20 protein-coding genes are annotated in these 15,397 nt (G+C 61.2%); 6 read left to right on the forward strand and 14 right to left on the reverse strand.

Annotated features, from left to right (window positions below; genetic code table 11):
• Positions 1 to 46: 46 nt before the first annotated feature.
• Positions 47 to 523: an Lrp/AsnC family transcriptional regulator gene (locus CO667_RS19385; RefSeq protein ID WP_097619904.1), complete on the reverse strand. Its 477-nt coding sequence runs from the start codon at positions 521 to 523 to the stop codon at positions 47 to 49.
• 103 nt (positions 524 to 626) lie between these two features.
• Between CO667_RS19385 and CO667_RS19390 the strand changes: the two genes are divergently transcribed.
• Positions 627 to 1,160 (forward strand): alpha/beta hydrolase, encoded by a 534-nt coding sequence (locus CO667_RS19390; protein ID WP_097619905.1) that lies wholly within the window; start codon positions 627 to 629, stop codon positions 1,158 to 1,160.
• Positions 1,161 to 1,220: 60 nt separating this feature from the next.
• On the opposite strand, the gene fliP is transcribed toward CO667_RS19390, so the two are convergent.
• The 13 genes from fliP to flgF all read right to left on the reverse strand — a co-directional run bounded on the left by fliP (position 1,221) and on the right by flgF (position 10,179).
• Positions 1,221 to 1,958, reverse strand: a complete 738-nt coding sequence (gene fliP, locus CO667_RS19395; RefSeq protein WP_097619906.1) for a flagellar type III secretion system pore protein FliP — start codon at positions 1,956 to 1,958, stop codon at positions 1,221 to 1,223.
• Positions 1,955 to 2,461 (reverse strand): flagellar basal body-associated FliL family protein, encoded by a 507-nt coding sequence (locus tag CO667_RS19400; RefSeq protein ID WP_097619907.1) that lies wholly within the window; start codon positions 2,459 to 2,461, stop codon positions 1,955 to 1,957. The genes fliP and CO667_RS19400 overlap by 4 nt, the downstream gene beginning before the upstream one ends.
• A 12-nt stretch (positions 2,462 to 2,473) precedes the next feature.
• Positions 2,474 to 3,190 (reverse strand): flagellar basal body L-ring protein FlgH, encoded by a 717-nt coding sequence (gene flgH / locus CO667_RS19405; protein WP_097619908.1) that lies wholly within the window; start codon positions 3,188 to 3,190, stop codon positions 2,474 to 2,476.
• On the reverse strand, positions 3,187 to 3,729 hold the full coding sequence (locus CO667_RS19410; RefSeq protein ID WP_097619909.1) for a MotE family protein: 543 nt from the start codon (positions 3,727 to 3,729) through the stop codon (positions 3,187 to 3,189). Before CO667_RS19410 ends, flgH begins: the two co-directional genes overlap by 4 nt.
• Entirely contained in the window at positions 3,726 to 4,847 is a 1,122-nt protein-coding gene (locus CO667_RS19415; protein ID WP_097619910.1) for a flagellar basal body P-ring protein FlgI, read from the reverse strand. The genes CO667_RS19410 and CO667_RS19415 overlap by 4 nt, the downstream gene beginning before the upstream one ends.
• Positions 4,844 to 5,326 (reverse strand): flagellar basal body P-ring formation chaperone FlgA, encoded by a 483-nt coding sequence (flgA, locus tag CO667_RS19420; RefSeq protein ID WP_097619911.1) that lies wholly within the window; start codon positions 5,324 to 5,326, stop codon positions 4,844 to 4,846. The genes CO667_RS19415 and flgA overlap by 4 nt, the downstream gene beginning before the upstream one ends.
• Before the next feature lie 16 nt (positions 5,327 to 5,342).
• Positions 5,343 to 6,131, reverse strand: coding sequence for a flagellar basal-body rod protein FlgG (gene flgG / locus CO667_RS19425; protein ID WP_097619912.1), 789 nt, complete (start codon positions 6,129 to 6,131; stop codon positions 5,343 to 5,345).
• A 19-nt stretch (positions 6,132 to 6,150) separates the two neighbouring features.
• Positions 6,151 to 6,492, reverse strand: coding sequence for a flagellar hook-basal body complex protein FliE (locus CO667_RS19430; RefSeq protein WP_097619913.1), 342 nt, complete (start codon positions 6,490 to 6,492; stop codon positions 6,151 to 6,153).
• Positions 6,493 to 6,494: 2 nt separating this feature from the next.
• Positions 6,495 to 6,911 (reverse strand): flagellar basal body rod protein FlgC, encoded by a 417-nt coding sequence (gene flgC, locus CO667_RS19435; RefSeq protein ID WP_007633309.1) that lies wholly within the window; start codon positions 6,909 to 6,911, stop codon positions 6,495 to 6,497.
• A 5-nt stretch (positions 6,912 to 6,916) separates the two neighbouring features.
• Positions 6,917 to 7,309, reverse strand: a complete 393-nt coding sequence (flgB, locus tag CO667_RS19440) for a flagellar basal body rod protein FlgB (protein WP_097619914.1) — start codon at positions 7,307 to 7,309, stop codon at positions 6,917 to 6,919.
• A gap of 190 nt (positions 7,310 to 7,499) precedes the next feature.
• Positions 7,500 to 8,042, reverse strand: coding sequence for a flagellar protein (locus CO667_RS19445; RefSeq protein ID WP_097619915.1), 543 nt, complete (start codon positions 8,040 to 8,042; stop codon positions 7,500 to 7,502).
• A 2-nt stretch (positions 8,043 to 8,044) separates the two neighbouring features.
• Positions 8,045 to 9,442: a flagellar protein export ATPase FliI gene (fliI, locus tag CO667_RS19450; RefSeq protein ID WP_097619916.1), complete on the reverse strand. Its 1,398-nt coding sequence runs from the start codon at positions 9,440 to 9,442 to the stop codon at positions 8,045 to 8,047.
• A gap of 2 nt (positions 9,443 to 9,444) precedes the next feature.
• Positions 9,445 to 10,179: a flagellar basal-body rod protein FlgF gene (flgF, locus tag CO667_RS19455; protein WP_097619917.1), complete on the reverse strand. Its 735-nt coding sequence runs from the start codon at positions 10,177 to 10,179 to the stop codon at positions 9,445 to 9,447.
• A 254-nt stretch (positions 10,180 to 10,433) separates the two neighbouring features.
• On the opposite strand from flgF, the gene motA reads away from it, so the two are divergent.
• The 5 genes from motA (at position 10,434) to flhB (ending at position 15,394) form a co-directional block, all read left to right on the forward strand.
• On the forward strand, positions 10,434 to 11,306 hold the full coding sequence (motA, locus tag CO667_RS19460; RefSeq protein ID WP_097619918.1) for a flagellar motor stator protein MotA: 873 nt from the start codon (positions 10,434 to 10,436) through the stop codon (positions 11,304 to 11,306).
• Positions 11,307 to 12,257, forward strand: a complete 951-nt coding sequence (locus CO667_RS19465; protein WP_097619919.1) for a FliM/FliN family flagellar motor switch protein — start codon at positions 11,307 to 11,309, stop codon at positions 12,255 to 12,257. It abuts the gene before it with no gap.
• Positions 12,258 to 12,322: 65 nt separating this feature from the next.
• Positions 12,323 to 12,910 (forward strand): flagellar motor switch protein FliN, encoded by a 588-nt coding sequence (gene fliN, locus CO667_RS19470; protein ID WP_097619920.1) that lies wholly within the window; start codon positions 12,323 to 12,325, stop codon positions 12,908 to 12,910.
• A 28-nt stretch (positions 12,911 to 12,938) separates the two neighbouring features.
• Positions 12,939 to 13,979, forward strand: coding sequence for a flagellar motor switch protein FliG (fliG, locus tag CO667_RS19475; RefSeq protein WP_097619921.1), 1,041 nt, complete (start codon positions 12,939 to 12,941; stop codon positions 13,977 to 13,979).
• Between the two features lie 335 nt (positions 13,980 to 14,314).
• Entirely contained in the window at positions 14,315 to 15,394 is a 1,080-nt protein-coding gene (flhB, locus tag CO667_RS19480; protein ID WP_097619922.1) for a flagellar biosynthesis protein FlhB, read from the forward strand.
• Positions 15,395 to 15,397: the final 3 nt, after the last annotated feature.

Below are 15,397 nucleotides of genomic sequence, written 5' to 3' on the forward strand. Positions count from 1 at the left end.
ATACCCGCCGAAGCGATCCTGTTCACCTCAGCGGGTATTTGCGAAACTACCTCTTTGCGATCAGTTCACGCCCGATAGGTTTAGACGGCTCCCTGCGCAGAACGATGGCCGTCGTGACCGAACCATAGCGCGCAATGGCATCGACGATGCTTTCAAGGTCGGCCGGCGTGGGAACAATGACCTTCAGATGAAAACAATCCTCTCCCGTCAGCCTTAGAACCTCAATGATCTGCGGCATATCGGAAAACTGCTTCAGGCATGTCTTGATATGCTCGTGCGTGGTGCGCAGGCGAATAACGGCCATCATGCCAAGTCCGACTGCGGCGGGGTCGATGATGGCTCTGTAGGCCTCGATGACACCGCGTTCTTCAAGCCGTTTGAGACGCTCCGACGTGGCCGGCTGGGAAAGGCCGACCTTCCTTCCGAGCTCGGAGACGCTGATGCGTCCATCATCCTGCAAGACTTCGATGATGGCGATGTCGGTTGGATCAAGATCTGGACTGGTATCGGTGCGCTTTGCCATCAACCTTCAATCTATCGGATTACCCGGTACTTTTCCGATAGATGCCAATTTGGTTCGCAGGTGTAAACCGCCATATTCCGCCGTAGCGAAGAAGAGGCCAGATATGACCGAATTCATTCATCTGCCGGGCATCGGCAATTCCGGAAACACGCATTGGCAGAGCCGTTGGGAGAATGCTAATCCAGCCATACGCCGTTTTGCGCCGACGAGCTGGGATCAGCCGGATCTTTCCGACTGGATCGAAGCCTTGGACCAAGCGGTGCGTCGGGCGAAAACACTACCTATTCTCGTGGCGCATAGCCTCTCCTGCCTGCTTGTAGCACATTGGCACCAACGTGCCCCTTCACCGATCAGGGGAGCGTTCCTCGCCGCCGTGCCGGACCCTCTTTCTCCGAGCTTTCCTGCGGATGCTGCAGGCTTTGCAGATGTGCCGCAAGCGCAGTTCGGCTTTCCATCGCTGATCGTCGCAAGCACCAACGATCCCTATGGTTCGCTGCCCTACGTCGAAACGCGAGCAAAGCAATGGGGTAGCGAGTTGAAAATCATCGGCGCGGCCGGCCACATCAATGGCCAAAGCGATCTGGGTGACTGGCCGGAAGGTCTGGCATTGCTGATGGATTTCGCGAGCCACGCATAGCACGAACCGGCCTATCGAGGATCCGAAGTTTCTCGTGGCCAAGGCATGAGCCGCAGCCGGTCAGTGGAAGGAGCGCACCAGGCTGCCGACGAGCAGGTTCCAGCCGTCGATCAGCACGAAGAAGAGAATTTTGAACGGCAGAGAGATCGAGGTCGGTGGCAGCATCATCATGCCCATCGCCATGGTGATGGTGGCGACGATCAGGTCGATGACGAGGAACGGCAGCACGACGAGGAAGCCGATCTCGAAGCCGCGGCGAATTTCCGAAATCATGAAGGCCGGGATCAGCACGCGGTAGTCGATCGGATCGGTCGTCTGGATATTCTGTCCACGTTCGCGCGCCAGATCGACGAAAAGCGCCAGATCCTTGTCGCGGGTATTGGCCGCCATGAAGGTGCGGAAGGGTTCGGCGATGCGCTGGACCGCCTCGGTCTCGTTGATCTGGTTGGCAAGCAGCGGCTGCACGCCGTTCTGCCAGGCCTGATCGAAGGTCGGCGACATGACGTAGAAGGTCATGAACAGCGACAGCGACAGCAGGATCATGTTGGAGGGCGTCGAAGAGAGGCCCATGCCCGAACGCAAGATCGAGAAGGCGATGATGAAGCGCGGGAAGCTCGTCACCATGATCAGGATGCCCGGCGCGACTGAAAGAATGGTCAGCAGGCCGAATGTCCGGATGATCCAGGCGGCGACGGAGCCATCGACCGGCACGTTCAACAAGTCAGTCGGCAGCTGCTGTGCCACCGCCAGTTCCGGCACCGCCATCATGGCGGCAAGGAAAACTATGAGACGAATCATTCGATGACAAATGTCCTGAACATGACCTTCGATACCCGCCCTTGCGAACGAAGGTCAACACGTTCCTGTATGTCATCCTTGAGATATTGAAAGCCCCGCGGCCCCTCGATCTGCTGCAGGGAAACGGTCCTGATATAGGCGAGGATATCCTGATGAATATCCTCGGAAACCTTGACATCCGGCGGCCCGTTGAACAGCAGCGCGACCTCGAGTCGCACCCAGTTTTCCGAGGGGTAGGCGAGGTTCGAGGTGATCGGCTCGAGCTGGACGACGTTGTTGGCCTCGGTCGAAATGCGGGCCAGGCCTTCCTCGGCCTTTTTCTTGGCCTCGGCGTCCTTGGCCTGCTCGGCCTCCTTGGCGCCCTTGATCTCGGGCGCGACGATCATGCCGACCGCCCAGCCGCCGCCGGCGCCGACGAGCGTCAGGACGGCGATGCCGATGATCGTCATCAACGCCGCGGATTTCTTCTTCGGTTGACCTGCGCTTGCGTCTGGCTCTGCCATCGTCGTTCAGCCTCAAAGCGGCGAGAAAAGATCGACGGCCTGCTGGCCGCGCGGAGGCTGCTGCACTTCCATCAGGCGGCCGCGGCCACCGTAGGAGATGCGGGCTTCGGCGATCTTGTCGTAGGAGATCTGGTTGTCGGAATTGACGTCCTGCGGACGCACGATACCGGCGACGTTCAGAATGCGCAGTTCCTGGTTCAGCCGGACTTCCTGCGAGCCCGAGATGACGAGGTTGCCGTTTTCGAGAATGCCGGTGACGACGGCGGCGACCATAAGGTTGATCTTGTCGGTGCGCTCGATCTTGCCCTTGCCGTCGGTGCTGGTGTCGGAGCCATAGGTCAGGTCGGTTTTGGACTCCGGCGTCCAGCCGAAGATCTGGGCGTTGACGTCCCAGGCCATGCCGCTCGAATTCTTGCGGCTGCGGTTGGTCTCGTTGTCGAAGGAAGCCTTGTCGTTGATCTGGATGTCGACAGTCAGGATGTCGCCGACGTTGAGCGCGCGCGCATCCTTGAAGAGGGCGGCCTGCGAATCACTCCACAGCGAATAACCCTGCGCCACGGCACGCGGCTGCTTCGGATAAAGCGCCATCTGCGGCGTCTGGCCGTAGGCAAGGCCGCTGCCGATCGGGCTCATGGCGGGCGCACGGCCGATCTCGCTGACCGCCGTCGGAGACTGGCAACCTGCAAGGAGTGCGAGGGCAGCGATCGCGGCCTGGAAACGCATATTCATGAAGGATCCTTCGACGTATTGGGATCGGACGCACTGGCGATGACGCTGGCGATGGCCGCGGCCTTCTTGGCGTCCATCTCATTGAGGATGAGGCTCGACTGACGCGGTCCGAGCCGCATGATCACGGCAGACGCCACCTCGATATTCATCTCCTGCAGCTGCAGTGCGGCCACATCCGGCTTCATCTTCTTGTAGATGTCGGTCAGGCCGGCTTCCGCCTGTTTCAGGAAATCGTCGCGCCGCTTCAGCCAGTCCTGGTATTCGGCCTTGCGCCGGTCCATCTCGGCCACGCGGGCGTCGATGTCGGCGCGAAGCTTTTCCAGTTCCTGCTTCTGCAGGAGGTAACGCTGGTCGCGGGCGGGGTCGGCGATGTTGGTGCAGAACTGCTTGATCTCGTCCTGGGAGGTGATGTCGCCCGCCGGCGCATGCTCCTGCGCGAAGGCGCCCGGGATCGACAGAAGGACGAGACCTGCCGCCGGCAGCGCCAGCCGGCGCAGCAGCTGCAGGACCGTCATGTCGGGGTTCAGGATCGTCTTCATTGCAGCACAAGCTCCGCCTGCAGGGCGCCCGCCGATTTGATGCCCTGGAGAATGGCGATGATGCCATCCGGTTTCACACCGATATTGTTGAGGCCGGCGACGAGGGTTCTGAGGTCGGGGCCGTCGATGATGGCGACGCGCCCGCCGGTCTGCTCAGCCGCGATATCGGTCTGCGGCTGGACCGCGGTCCGGCCGCGCGAGAAGGGTTCGGGCTGGATGATCTGCGGCGTCTCGGTGACCTGAACCGTCAGGGTGCCGTAGCTGACGGCAACCGGCGAGACGCGGACATCAGAGCCGATGACGATCGTTCCGGTGCGCTCGTTGATCACAACCTTGGCCGGCGTATCGGTTTCTACGATGAGATTTTCGATGTCGGCCATCAGCCGGGTGAGATCGGCGGTGCGCGGCTTCTGGATCACCACTTCCTGCGAGTCCTTGGCTTCGGCGACCGGGCCGCCGAAGCGCGCCGAGGCATAACCGTTGACGATGTCGGCGATACGGATCGCCGTCGAGAAATCGGGGTTGCGCAGCTGCAGGACGAGATTGACCGAATCCTTGAAGCGGGACGGCAGTTCGCGTTCGATGATGGCGCCGCCCGGCACACGGCCGGCCGTGGTGACGCCTTCGGTCACGGTGGCCGCCTGGCCCTGGGCCTGAAAACCGGAAACGATGGCGGCACCTTGCGCGACGGCATAGATCTGGCCGTCGGCACCGGAAAGCGAGGTCATGACAAGCGTGCCGCCGCGCAGCGACGTTGCGTCGCCGAGCGAGCTCACCGTGACGTCGATACGGCTGCCGGGACTTGCGAAGGGCGGCAGGTTGGCGGTGACCATCACCGCCGCCGTGTTCTTGGCGTTGGACTGGCTGCCCTGCGTCGAGATGCCGAGATTTTGCAGCATCGCTCGCATCGACTGCTCGGTGAAGGGGGAGGAACGGAAGCCGTCGCCGGTTCCCTGCAGGCCGACGATCAGGCCGTAACCGATCAACTGGTTGTCGCGGCCGGCCTGAAGCGAGGCGATATCCTTGATGCGGGAGGTCAGCGCAAAGGCGGGCGCGACGTCGGCCAGGCTCATGGCGAGAACCGCGACAAGGGTTAAGAAACGGAAGAACAATTTCATTTTGCCCTCACATGGACCGTGCCGTCCGCAAGCACCGTGCCGCTGACGATGACGCCGGAATCCATATTGCGGGCGCGCACGACCTGCCCCGTCGAGCCGTCTTCGAGCGGCGTGCCGGCGGCCGAGATCGTCATCGCGCCGAGCGAAAAGACCAGGCGGATCGTAGAACCGCGGGTCACCGTATAGGCTTCGCGCAGGCCGGAAACCGAAATCGTCCGGCCCGGCAGCAGCGTGCGCTTGGAGACCAAGCCTTCGACCTCGGAAATGGATTTGGCAAAATCGCCGGCGAGGTTGGGGTTGGTGACCTCGACCTCCTGAAGCTGGCTGGCCGACAGTGTGTCGCCGGGGTAGATGATCGTCGTCGGGACGACGGCATAACCCATGCCGGCATCCACCTCCGCAGGCAAGAAAATGCCCGCGACTGCGATCGTGGCTGCCGCCACCCATCCTGAGATGTGTCCTGCCCGGCAAAACATCATGTTTCGGCCCTTTCCTTTACTTCAGGTTCTTGCTGACGATGGAGGCCATTTCATCAGCGGTGGTGATCACCTTGGAATTCATTTCGTAAGCGCGCTGGGCCGAGATCAGCTCGGTGATTTCCTTCACCGGGTCGACGTTCGACGATTCCAGGTAACCCTGCTTCATGTAGGCGAAGCCTTCCTCGTCAGGATTGCCGACGACGGCTTGGCCGGAGGCGGCCGTTTCCTGAAAGAGATTGTCGCCGATCGGCTGGAGGCCGGCCTCGTTGACGAAATCGGCAAGCGTCAGCTGTCCAAGCGTGGTCGCGGTCGTCGCGCCGGGCAGCTTGGCCGAAACCTGGCCCGAGCGGCTGATCGTCAATTCGGTCGAGCCCGTCGGAATGTTGATGCCGGGAAGGACCTCGTAGCCGTCGATGGTGACGAGCTGGCCCTGGTCGTTCTTGTTGAAGGCGCCGGCGCGGCTATAAAGCGTCGTCCCGTCGGTCGACTGGATCTGGAAGAAACCCTTGCCGATCAGCGCCACGTCGAGGTCGTTGCCGGTCTGGGTCAGTTCGCCCTGGAGATGCAGGTTACGGACCGCCGAGGTCTGGACGCCGAGGCCGATATTGGCGCCTTCCGGAACCACGGCCTGGTTGGCGCGGTTGGCGACACCCTTGGCGCGTTCGGTCTGGTAGAGAAGATCGGAGAATTCGGCGCGGGCGCGCTTGAAACCGGTCGTATTGATGTTGGCGATGTTGTTGGCGATGACTTCCAGATTGGTCTGCTGGGCATCCATACCCGTTGCTGCGATGGCGAGCGCTCTCATGTGTTCGTCCTCAAATCAGTTACATCTGCATCTTGGTGACTTCGAGAAAGGCCGAGACGACCTTGTCGCGGATGGCGATCGCGGTCTGCAGCGTCTGCTCGGCCTGGAGCATGGAATCGACGACCTCTCGCGTCGTCGCCGTGCCCTTGATACCGGCAAAGGACATGCTTTCCGCACCCTTCAGGCTGGTGACCGCGTCGCTCGCCATGTTGCCCATGACGGAGGCGAAGCTCATGCCGTTGGTCGCACCTGCGGTGCCCGGCATGGCGGCGGCAGACGACGAGGCGGAATTTTCGGTGTCGACGGCGCCGAGCGCACGGGTCATCGAAAGATTACTGACATTCTGGACGCTGCTGATCATTATTATTGGCTCTTCAGGAGATCGATCGTGGAGGAGATGAGATCGCGGGTCTGCTTGATCGTCTGCAGATTGGCGTCATAGGAACGGTTGGCTTCGCGCATGTCGGCCATCTCGACCAGGATGTTGACGTTCGGCAGCTTGACCACGCCCTTCTGGTCCGCAGCCGGATTGCTGGGATCGAATTCGGTGCTGAAATCGCCTTCGTCGACGCCGACCTTCTTGACGTCGACCGTCTCGACGCCGCTGGCGCGATCCATCTGCTGGCCGAAGGTGATCGTCTTGCGGCGATAGGGGTCGGCTCCGGGCGTGTCGCCGGTCGAGCGGGCGTTGGCGATGTTTTCCGAAACGATGCGCAGGCGCGTCGACTGCGCCTCGAGCCCGGAACCGGCGATTTTCATTGCTGCTGAAAGCGGATCCATGCGTTTTACTTCCTGACGGTCAGCAACATCATGCGGTTGAAGGAACTGACCAGCGAGGTGTTCAGATCGTACTGGCGCTTGATATCGCCCGACTTGGAGAGCTCCTCGGCCAAACCGACCGTGTTGCCGGATTCCTGGACGCCGATTTCCTGGTCGAGTGCGGCCTCCTTGACGTCGATATCGCCGCTGTCGCTGAAATCGTTGCCGCTGAGATGGGCCGGATTGGTGCGCGCCATGGTGATGTCGGACTTATCAAGTACGACGTCGAAGGGCGTGACGTCCTTGGCGTGGAATTTCGGGGTATTGGCATTCGCGATGTTGCCGGCAACAACCTGCTGACGGACCGTCAGCCATTCCGCCTGCCGCGAAGCCAAGTCGAAAAGTTGGATCGGTTGCATGAGAACTCTCCGTTTTTACTGTCCCGAACCTAGTGCGGTAATCTTGCGTGGGACTTACGGGAATTCAGGCTTCAAGGTGCTTTTCGGGAAATGCCACCGATCTACAGAGCGCGCGTCTTTTCAGAAGCGCAAAAGGACTCCGGCCGATTCGCGGCGGAGCCCCTGTTGCCTTCGGCGTTGGCCGACAGGTTCAATTGTTCTGGTAGGTATCGCCCTTGGAGGTGACGATCACCCATTTCCCGTCGCGCTGCTCGAGTGCCGCAAGGCGGCTTTCGTCGGGCAGGATCGAGCCGATGCGCACCATATACATACCCGAGGGATCCTCGATCAGCGCCCGGCCGTTGGAGACGTGCAGCAGGCGGAAGGAAGACTTGCCGGGGAACGGCTGATCTTCCAGCAAGGGCTTGCCGTTGCGCTCCTTGCCGAGATCGGAAACCGTCGCCGTCGTCAGCGGATCGATCGGCGGGGCCTTCTTGTCTCCCTCGTTCTTGTTGACCATGGCAAGCGGCGAGACGCTGAAGACGTTGCGGGCCGGCCAATCGGGCAGGTCGCGCGAATTGTCGCTGGCGGCGACGTTGATGCCGAATTTGTCTTCGTTAAAGAACACATACCAGGGAAAGAAGGCGGCCGCACCCGCCAGCGCCAGGCCGGTGAAGGTCAGAAACCGATCCAGGATGACGGTCTTCCTGCGCTGCTTCAGGGAAGCGATGCGTTCGTCGTCGAATTCAGCCACGTCTATCTCCTCTGGATCTGTGCGCCCTGATTGCCCATGCCGGCTGCAGCCTTGAGCGCGCCGGCGAGATCGGCAAAGGCATCGGGCGATTCACGGTCGCCCGGCGACTGCTTCAGGACGTCGTAAATGATGGGCACCTGCTTGACCGCCATGTCGAGATCGGGATCGGCGCCCTGGCGATAACCGCCGATCAGGCGCAGGTCGCGCGTCTCCTCGAAGCGGTGGATCAGCACTTTCAGCCGCGACACCAGCTTTTCCTGGTCCGGCGTCCAGGCCTTGCGGGCGAGACGCGAGATCGAGGCCAATGGATCGATCGGCGGATAACGCCCTTCTTCGGCGAGGCTGCGCTGCAGGACGATGTGACCGTCGAGGATGCCGCGCGTCGAATCGGCGATCGGGTCGTTGTGGTTGTCGCCGTCGACGAGGATCGAGATGATTGCCGTGATGGTGCCGGCGCCCTCGGGGCCGGGACCGGCGCGCTCGAGCAGGCGCGGCAGCTCGGTGAAGACGGAAGCGGGATAACCGCGCGCAATCGGCGGCTCGCCGGAGGCGGTCGCCACCTCGCGGATCGCATGGGCGAAACGCGTGACGCTGTCGACGATGAAGAGGACGTTTTCGCCCTTGTCGCGGAAATGCTCGGCAATGGTGACCGCCGTCAGCGGCGCCATCTTGCGCAGCATCGGGCTCTCGTCGCTGGTGGCGACGACGGCGATCGCTTTCTTCATATTGCTGCCGAGCGTATCCTCGATGAATTCGCGCACCTCGCGGCCGCGTTCGCCGACAAGCGCAATGACGACCTTGTCGAAGGCATCGGCGCGGGCGAGCATGGACAGCAGCGTCGACTTGCCGACGCCGGAGCCGGCGAAGATGCCGAGGCGCTGCCCGAGGCAGAGCGGCGAGAAGATGTCTATCGCGCGCACGCCGGTCTTGAAGCCGGTCTCGACACGCTTGCGGGTCATCGAGGGCGGCGCGGTATTGGAGATCGAACGGCGATCGAGGCCCTCGGTGATCGGACCCAGCCCGTCGATCGGCTCGCAGAGCGAGTTGACGGTGCGCCCGCACCAGCTGTCCGACGGCGAGATGCGGAAGGCGCCCTTGCGGATCACGGTATCGTGGATGCCGATCGGCTCGCCGGGTTCGATCGGGCAGACATAGATCAGATCAGGCTCGACGCGAACAACCTCGCCGAGATGGATGCCGGTCGCCGATTTATGGGCGACGAATTCGCCGAGGCGGACATGGCGGGAGAGGCCGCGAACCGTGTAGTGGCCGGCGGCGATGGTCTGCACGCGGCCGCCATGGGCAACCGCAAAGTCCGGCGATACGTATCGGTCGACGAGATCTGCCAGATGCGCCAGCTTCGGGGAAAGGCCGTCCGCGGACAGGAGCGTGGTGTTCATGCTCAGCGGCTGCCTCCCAGCGTCTGCACGGCTTCCTTGAACGAATCCTCACTGTCGCGCATCAGCGACGAGACGCTTTCGAAGGCGCGGTTGACTTCGATCAGCTGGGTGATCTCGCGCATGGCGTTGACGTTGGAATTTTCGAGATAACCCTGCTCGACACCGACATTGAAGCGGTCGACGACGGCGCGCGGCTGGTCGGTGGTCATGATGCCGCTGTTTTCATAGCGCAGATAACCCTTGCTGATGTCGGCCTCGAACAGGCCGAGCGAAGCGACCTGGCGCTTGTCCTGATAGATGATGCCGTCGGTGCCGACGGCCGGCTCGCCCCCTTTGGTGTTGAGCTGGATTGGCGCGCCGCCGGCGTCGAGAACCGGATATCCCCGGATCGAGACCAGTTCGCCGGTATCCTTGAGCGTAAAGCGGCCGTCCCGTGTCAGCACACGGCCGGCCGGCGTATCGAGTGAGAACCAGGCATCGCCCTTGACGGCGAAATCGAGCATGTTGCCGGTGTGCTGCAACTCGCCATTGCTTTCGTTCAGATAGTCGTTGCCCTGGGAAACGAAGGCGACCTTGGTGTTCAGCTTGTTCTTGGTCGCCGCCACCATCTCGTCGAACTTCACCTCGGTGGCGCGAAAGCCGGTCGTGTTCACGTTCGCCATGTTGTCTGCGATGGTGTTCAGGCGCTTTTCGAGGGCCATCTGCGACGACAGAGAAACATAAAGACCGGATTGCATGTCGGTAAGCTCCAAGCATTGGCGATGAACGGAACGAAAAGCCGGGCGTCGTCTCATGTGGTTCGGCCGGGATTTCGCTGAGGCGGCATCTCAGAAACGGGTGCACGCACCCATTCGTCCCCTTTAGACTGACGACAGATGCTTGCGCGAAGCTGGCACAGGCAAATGCCTTGCGGGCGGCCCTTTCATCAGCCTCACGCAAGGCAGAAACCCTATCCGTCCTAGAGAAAAGTAACGTTCAGATTGGGCTGACGATGAACATCATTATCGGATTTATAGTGACTTGCGGCTGTGTCATCGGCAGCTTCATGGCGATGGGCGGCCATGTGGACGCGCTGTTCCAGCCCTTTGAATTCGTCATCATCGGCGGCGCCGGTCTCGGCAGTTTCATCATGGCGAACCCGATGAAGGTGGTGAAGGATTCCGGCAAGGCGCTCGGCGAAGCCTTCAAGCACGCCGTGCCGAAGGAACGCAATTATCTCGATACGCTCGGCGTGCTCTATTCGCTGATGCGCGACCTGCGCACCAAGTCGCGCAACGAAATCGAAGCCCATATCGACAATCCGGCAGAATCGACGATCTTCCAACAGGCGCCGACCGTTCTGAAGAACAAGGAACTGACGGCGTTCATCTGCGACTACGTGCGCCTGATCATCATCGGCAATGCCCGCAGCCACGAGATCGAGGCGCTGATGGACGAAGAACTCAACACCATCATGCACGACAAGATGAAGCCCTACCACGCGATCCAGATCATGGGCGATTCCTTCCCGGCGATCGGTATCGTCGCGGCGGTTCTCGGCGTCATCAAGGCGATGGCCCACATCAACGATTCGCCTGAAGTGCTCGGCCACCTGATCGGCTCGGCGCTCGTCGGCACCTTCCTCGGCATTCTCTTGTCCTACTGCGTCTGCTCGCCGCTGGTCTCCCAGATCAAGGTCGTGCGCAACAAGCAGCACCGCCTCTATGTCATCGTCAAGCAGACGCTGCTTGCCTATATGAACGGCTCGGTGCCGCAGGTCGCTCTCGAATACGGCCGCAAGACGATCTCGGCTTACGAGCGTCCGTCCATCGATGCGGTCGAACAGGAAATGATGAACCCAGGCGGCGAAACCAAGGCGGCTTAAATGACCATGAGCAATGCTCCGCATGACAAACCGGCAATGGATCCTGCCCTTCTCGCCAAGCTGACAGGCGGCCTTGGCGACAAAGGCAGGGTTGCCAAGATCTGCAGCTCCTTCGGGGAAATCTACAGCGAATTCTTTCCCGACGTCATCAAGAGCGAGACCGGTCTCGACGTGACGGTCAACTATCTCGGCTGCGAGATCGGCTATAAGAACCACCTGATCGACGACCTGAGCGCGAACGTGACGCTCGTCGACGTGACGCTGCGCAACTGGTCGCAGAACATCACGATTGCCTGCGGCAATGGTTTCGTCATCACGCTGATGGAGCACCTGCTCGGCGCCACCGCCGATACGATCGAGGAGCCGGCCGACCGGCTACTGTCGATCATCGAAATCGACCTGGCGGTGATGGTTTTCGACAAGATCGCCAAAGTGCTGCGCTCGGCCGTCAACGCGCCAGGCGGTTTCGAACCGAGCCTTTCGGCCCCGCACGCCCTTGAGATGCGCGCCCGGCCGCCGGAGGACCGCCCGGATGAATTCGCCGCCGCCATCAACATGTCGATCACGCTTGCGGGCATCGTTTCGGAATTTTCGTTGATGGTGCCGCAGACAGCGCTGCTCAAGACCAAGGTGACGCCACCGAAGCCGAAGCGCCAGACGACCGGCAATTCGCCGGAATGGACCGAACAGCTCGGCGACCAGGTCCGCCGCTCGTATGTCACGCTCGAGGCCAAGATCAGGCTGCAGGACCTGACGCTGCGCACGATATCGAAGCTGATGGTCGGCGACGTCATTCCGTTCCGCGACAGCGGCGACGTGCGCGTCGAGGTCAGCGCCAACAGCATGGAATTGTATGTGTGCGAGTTCGGGCGTTCAGGTGAAAACTACATGGTCCGCGTCAAGGATACGATGAACTCGGATGACGAACTCATCCGTCATTTAATGAATTAATCGGTTCTCTGGCTCTTGGGCTGCAAAGGCAGTTTGAGGCAAGTTTCAACTGGAATAGTGATTTCATGGCAACGAAGAAAACACAGCAGAACAGCGACCTCTCCCTGGATCTTCCGGGCAGCGAAGCGGATCTCGACCAGGCGATCGACGATCTGCGCGGCGTGCTGAAGCAGGATGCCGATGGCGACCTGTCGCAGTTTGGCGGCGACCTGCAGGACGACCCCTTCGCAACGGGAACGGACCTGGCGGCTTTCGGCGGCGAGGTTTCGGAAACGCCATTCGGCGGCGACGATTTCGGCGGCGATTTCGGCGCCGGCAATGCCGGCCCGGCCGCCAGCATGGATTTCGGCAGCAGCTCTTCCTTCGAGGCGTCGCCGGCTCCGCTCGGCAGCGCTTTGAATTCCAACTTCGAGCTGATCATGGACATCCCGATCGACGTCCAGATCATGCTCGGCACGAGCCGCATGCAGGTCTCCGGCCTGATGAACCTCAATGAAGGGGCGACGATCGCCCTCGACAAGAAAATCGGCGAACCGGTCGAGATTATGGTGAACGGTCGCAGGATTGCCCGCGGCGAAATTACGGTGCTTGATAACGACGACACGCGATTCGGTGTAAAACTGATAGAAGTTTTGAGCACGAAAAAAGCCTGATCCCTGTGTGGGACGGAGAGGTTAGACCATGATGGACTTTGACGATTTCGGCGGCGCGCTAGCCGGGAAACCGTTGACCCAGGCTGAAAAGGCGGCGGCTGTTCTTCTCGCTATGGGAAAGGGAGTCGCCGGCCGGCTGTTGAAATATTTCACTCAGGCCGAACTGCAGACCATTATCGCATCCGCTCAGTCGTTGCGCGCCATTCCGCCGGACGAGCTGCTGATGCTCGTCGCCGAATTCGAGGACCTCTTCACCGAGGGCGCCGGACTGATGGATAACGCCAAGGCGATCGAGGCCATTCTGGAAGAAGGCCTGACGCCCGACGAGGTCGACAGCCTGCTCGGCCGCCGCACCGCATTCCAGGCCTACGAAACCTCGATCTGGGATCGTCTCAGCGAGGCGGAGCCGACATTCGTCGCCCAGTTCCTGCTGCGCGAGCATCCGCAGACCGTCGCCTATATTCTTTCGATGATGCCTTCCAACTTCGGCGCCAAGGTGCTGCTGCAGCTTCCTGACAACCGCCGCGCCGACATCATGAACCGAACGGTCAACATGAAGACCGTCAGCCCGAAGGCTGCGCAGATCATCGAGAACCAGGTGATGACGCTGCTTGCCGAGGTCGAGGCAGAGCGCAATGCCGCCGGCTCGACGAAGGTCGCCGACCTGATGAACGAACTCGACAAGCCGCAGGTCGACACGCTGCTCACCTCGCTGGAATCGATCAGCCGCGAGTCGGTCAACAAGGTCCGCCCGAAGATCTTCCTGTTCGAAGACCTCATGTACATGCCGCAGCGCAGCCGCGTCATGTTGCTCAACGACATCTCGACGGATGTGCTCACCGTCGCATTGCGCGGCTCGCCCGCCGAGATCCGCGAATCGGTTCTCTCCGCCATCAGCCCGCGTCAGCGCCGCATGATCGAATCGGATCTGCAGAGCGGCATGGGCGGCGTCAATCCGCGCGAGATCGCCATTGCGCGGCGCGCCGTGGCGCAGGAAGCGATTCGCCTGGCCAACTCAGGTCAGATCGAACTCAAGGAGAAGGAAGGCGACGCTTCGGCAGCCGCCTAAAACGCCTCGCAGTGAACTGGTTCATGCGACTCGTTTTAGCTTCTTGTTTTATGCACGTCGTTGTCCCGGAACCGCTATACACTTCCGGGCGACGTGCATCGGCTCTTCGAGACTGTTGACAAATCCAGCCGCTCGCAAGGCGGCTGTTGATCGCCATGCCACAGGCGACTACCCTTCTGATAACAGGCTGCGCTCTAAAGCGCGTCGGATGGAACTCAGTTCCTGCGACGCGCTTTAGGTCTTTGTTCTGATGCATGTCGTCATCCCCAAACCGCTGCACAGTTTCGGGCGACGTGCATTGGCTGCGGCCTGTTTCTTTTAGGGAGGGCTGCGACTTGGCAGACGATGACAAGGACAGCAAAACAGAAGCCCCGACCGCGAAAAAGCAAAGCGATGCCGCGGAAAAAGGCAACGTGCCGTCTTCGCGCGAGCTGTCGATCTTCGCGACCATTCTCGCCACCTACATCTATCTGGTGTTCTTCCTCCCCGACAGCGTCGGGCGCATGACGGAAACGCTGCGCGACATCTTCGAGCAGCCCGACCAATGGAAGATCGAGACGGGGCCGGATATCATGTCGTTGTTCGTCCGGATCGGCTGGGCCAGTGCAGCACTGCTGGCGCCGGCCTTCATCCTGTTCATGGTGTTCGGCGTCGCCTCCTCCGTCTTCCAGAACCTGCCGACGCTGGTGCTCGAACGCATCCGGCCGCAGGGCTCGCGCATCTCGCCGATCAAGGGCTGGGAACGGCTGTTCAGCCTGCCCGGCCTCATCGAATTCGGAAAATCGCTGTTCAAGGTCGTCGTCGTCGGGGTGATCCTGTTTTTCGTGCTCCGGAGCGAATATTTCAGCTCGATCGACGCGATGTTCTCCGACCCGCAAACGATCCTCGTGCGAATCACGACGGCGATGCGCAAGATCATCATCGTCATGCTGATCGCCACCGCGATCGTGGCGATCGCCGATTTTTTCTGGACGCGCCATCACTGGTTCACCGAGCTGAAGATGACGCGGCACGAGATCAAGGAAGAAAACAAACAGGCGCAGGGCGACCCCTTCGTCAAGAGCCGGCAGCGCTCGCTGATGCGCGACCGCGCGCGCCGGCGCATGATCGCCGACGTGCAGCGCGCAACGCTCGTCATCGCCAACCCGACGCACTATGCGGTGGCGCTGCGTTACGCGCGTGAAGAGAACGATGCGCCTGTCGTGCTGGCCAAGGGCCAGGACCTCATCGCGCTCAAGATCAGGGAGATCGCCGAGCAGAACGGCATCCCGGTGTTCGAAGATCCGCCGCTTGCACGCTCCATGTTTGCGCAAGTCTCGGTCGATAGTGTCATACCGTCAGTCTTCTATAAGGCCGTTGCGGAGCTGATCCACCGGGTCTACGCCGCAGACGCCAAGAACAAACGGGTAAGATAAGCC

It is taken from the genome of Rhizobium sp. L43, assembly GCF_002531725.1.
Lineage (GTDB): Bacteria > Pseudomonadota > Alphaproteobacteria > Rhizobiales > Rhizobiaceae > Rhizobium.

Bases quoted from the DNA above. Each gene is read 5' to 3' on its own strand.
- CO667_RS19390 (WP_097619905.1), top strand. From the start codon at position 627: ATGACCGAATTCATTCATCTGCCGGGCATCGGCAATTCCGGAAACACG.
- flgB (WP_097619914.1), bottom strand. From the start codon at position 7,309: ATGCAACCGATCCAACTTTTCGACTTGGCTTCGCGGCAGGCGGAATGG.
- CO667_RS19415 (WP_097619910.1), bottom strand. From the start codon at position 4,847: ATGAAATTGTTCTTCCGTTTCTTAACCCTTGTCGCGGTTCTCGCCATG.
- fliP (WP_097619906.1), bottom strand. From the start codon at position 1,958: ATGATTCGTCTCATAGTTTTCCTTGCCGCCATGATGGCGGTGCCGGAA.
- flgG (WP_097619912.1), bottom strand. From the start codon at position 6,131: ATGAGAGCGCTCGCCATCGCAGCAACGGGTATGGATGCCCAGCAGACC.
- motA (WP_097619918.1), top strand. From the start codon at position 10,434: ATGAACATCATTATCGGATTTATAGTGACTTGCGGCTGTGTCATCGGC.
- flgH (WP_097619908.1), bottom strand. From the start codon at position 3,190: ATGAATATGCGTTTCCAGGCCGCGATCGCTGCCCTCGCACTCCTTGCA.
- CO667_RS19465 (WP_097619919.1), top strand. From the start codon at position 11,307: ATGACCATGAGCAATGCTCCGCATGACAAACCGGCAATGGATCCTGCC.
- fliN (WP_097619920.1), top strand. From the start codon at position 12,323: ATGGCAACGAAGAAAACACAGCAGAACAGCGACCTCTCCCTGGATCTT.
- flgF (WP_097619917.1), bottom strand. From the start codon at position 10,179: ATGCAATCCGGTCTTTATGTTTCTCTGTCGTCGCAGATGGCCCTCGAA.
- CO667_RS19430 (WP_097619913.1), bottom strand. From the start codon at position 6,492: ATGATCAGCAGCGTCCAGAATGTCAGTAATCTTTCGATGACCCGTGCG.
- CO667_RS19385 (WP_097619904.1), bottom strand. From the start codon at position 523: ATGGCAAAGCGCACCGATACCAGTCCAGATCTTGATCCAACCGACATC.
- CO667_RS19400 (WP_097619907.1), bottom strand. From the start codon at position 2,461: ATGGCAGAGCCAGACGCAAGCGCAGGTCAACCGAAGAAGAAATCCGCG.
- flgC (WP_007633309.1), bottom strand. From the start codon at position 6,911: ATGGATCCGCTTTCAGCAGCAATGAAAATCGCCGGTTCCGGGCTCGAG.
- fliG (WP_097619921.1), top strand. From the start codon at position 12,939: ATGATGGACTTTGACGATTTCGGCGGCGCGCTAGCCGGGAAACCGTTG.
- fliI (WP_097619916.1), bottom strand. From the start codon at position 9,442: ATGAACACCACGCTCCTGTCCGCGGACGGCCTTTCCCCGAAGCTGGCG.
- flgA (WP_097619911.1), bottom strand. From the start codon at position 5,326: ATGATGTTTTGCCGGGCAGGACACATCTCAGGATGGGTGGCGGCAGCC.
- CO667_RS19410 (WP_097619909.1), bottom strand. From the start codon at position 3,729: ATGAAGACGATCCTGAACCCCGACATGACGGTCCTGCAGCTGCTGCGC.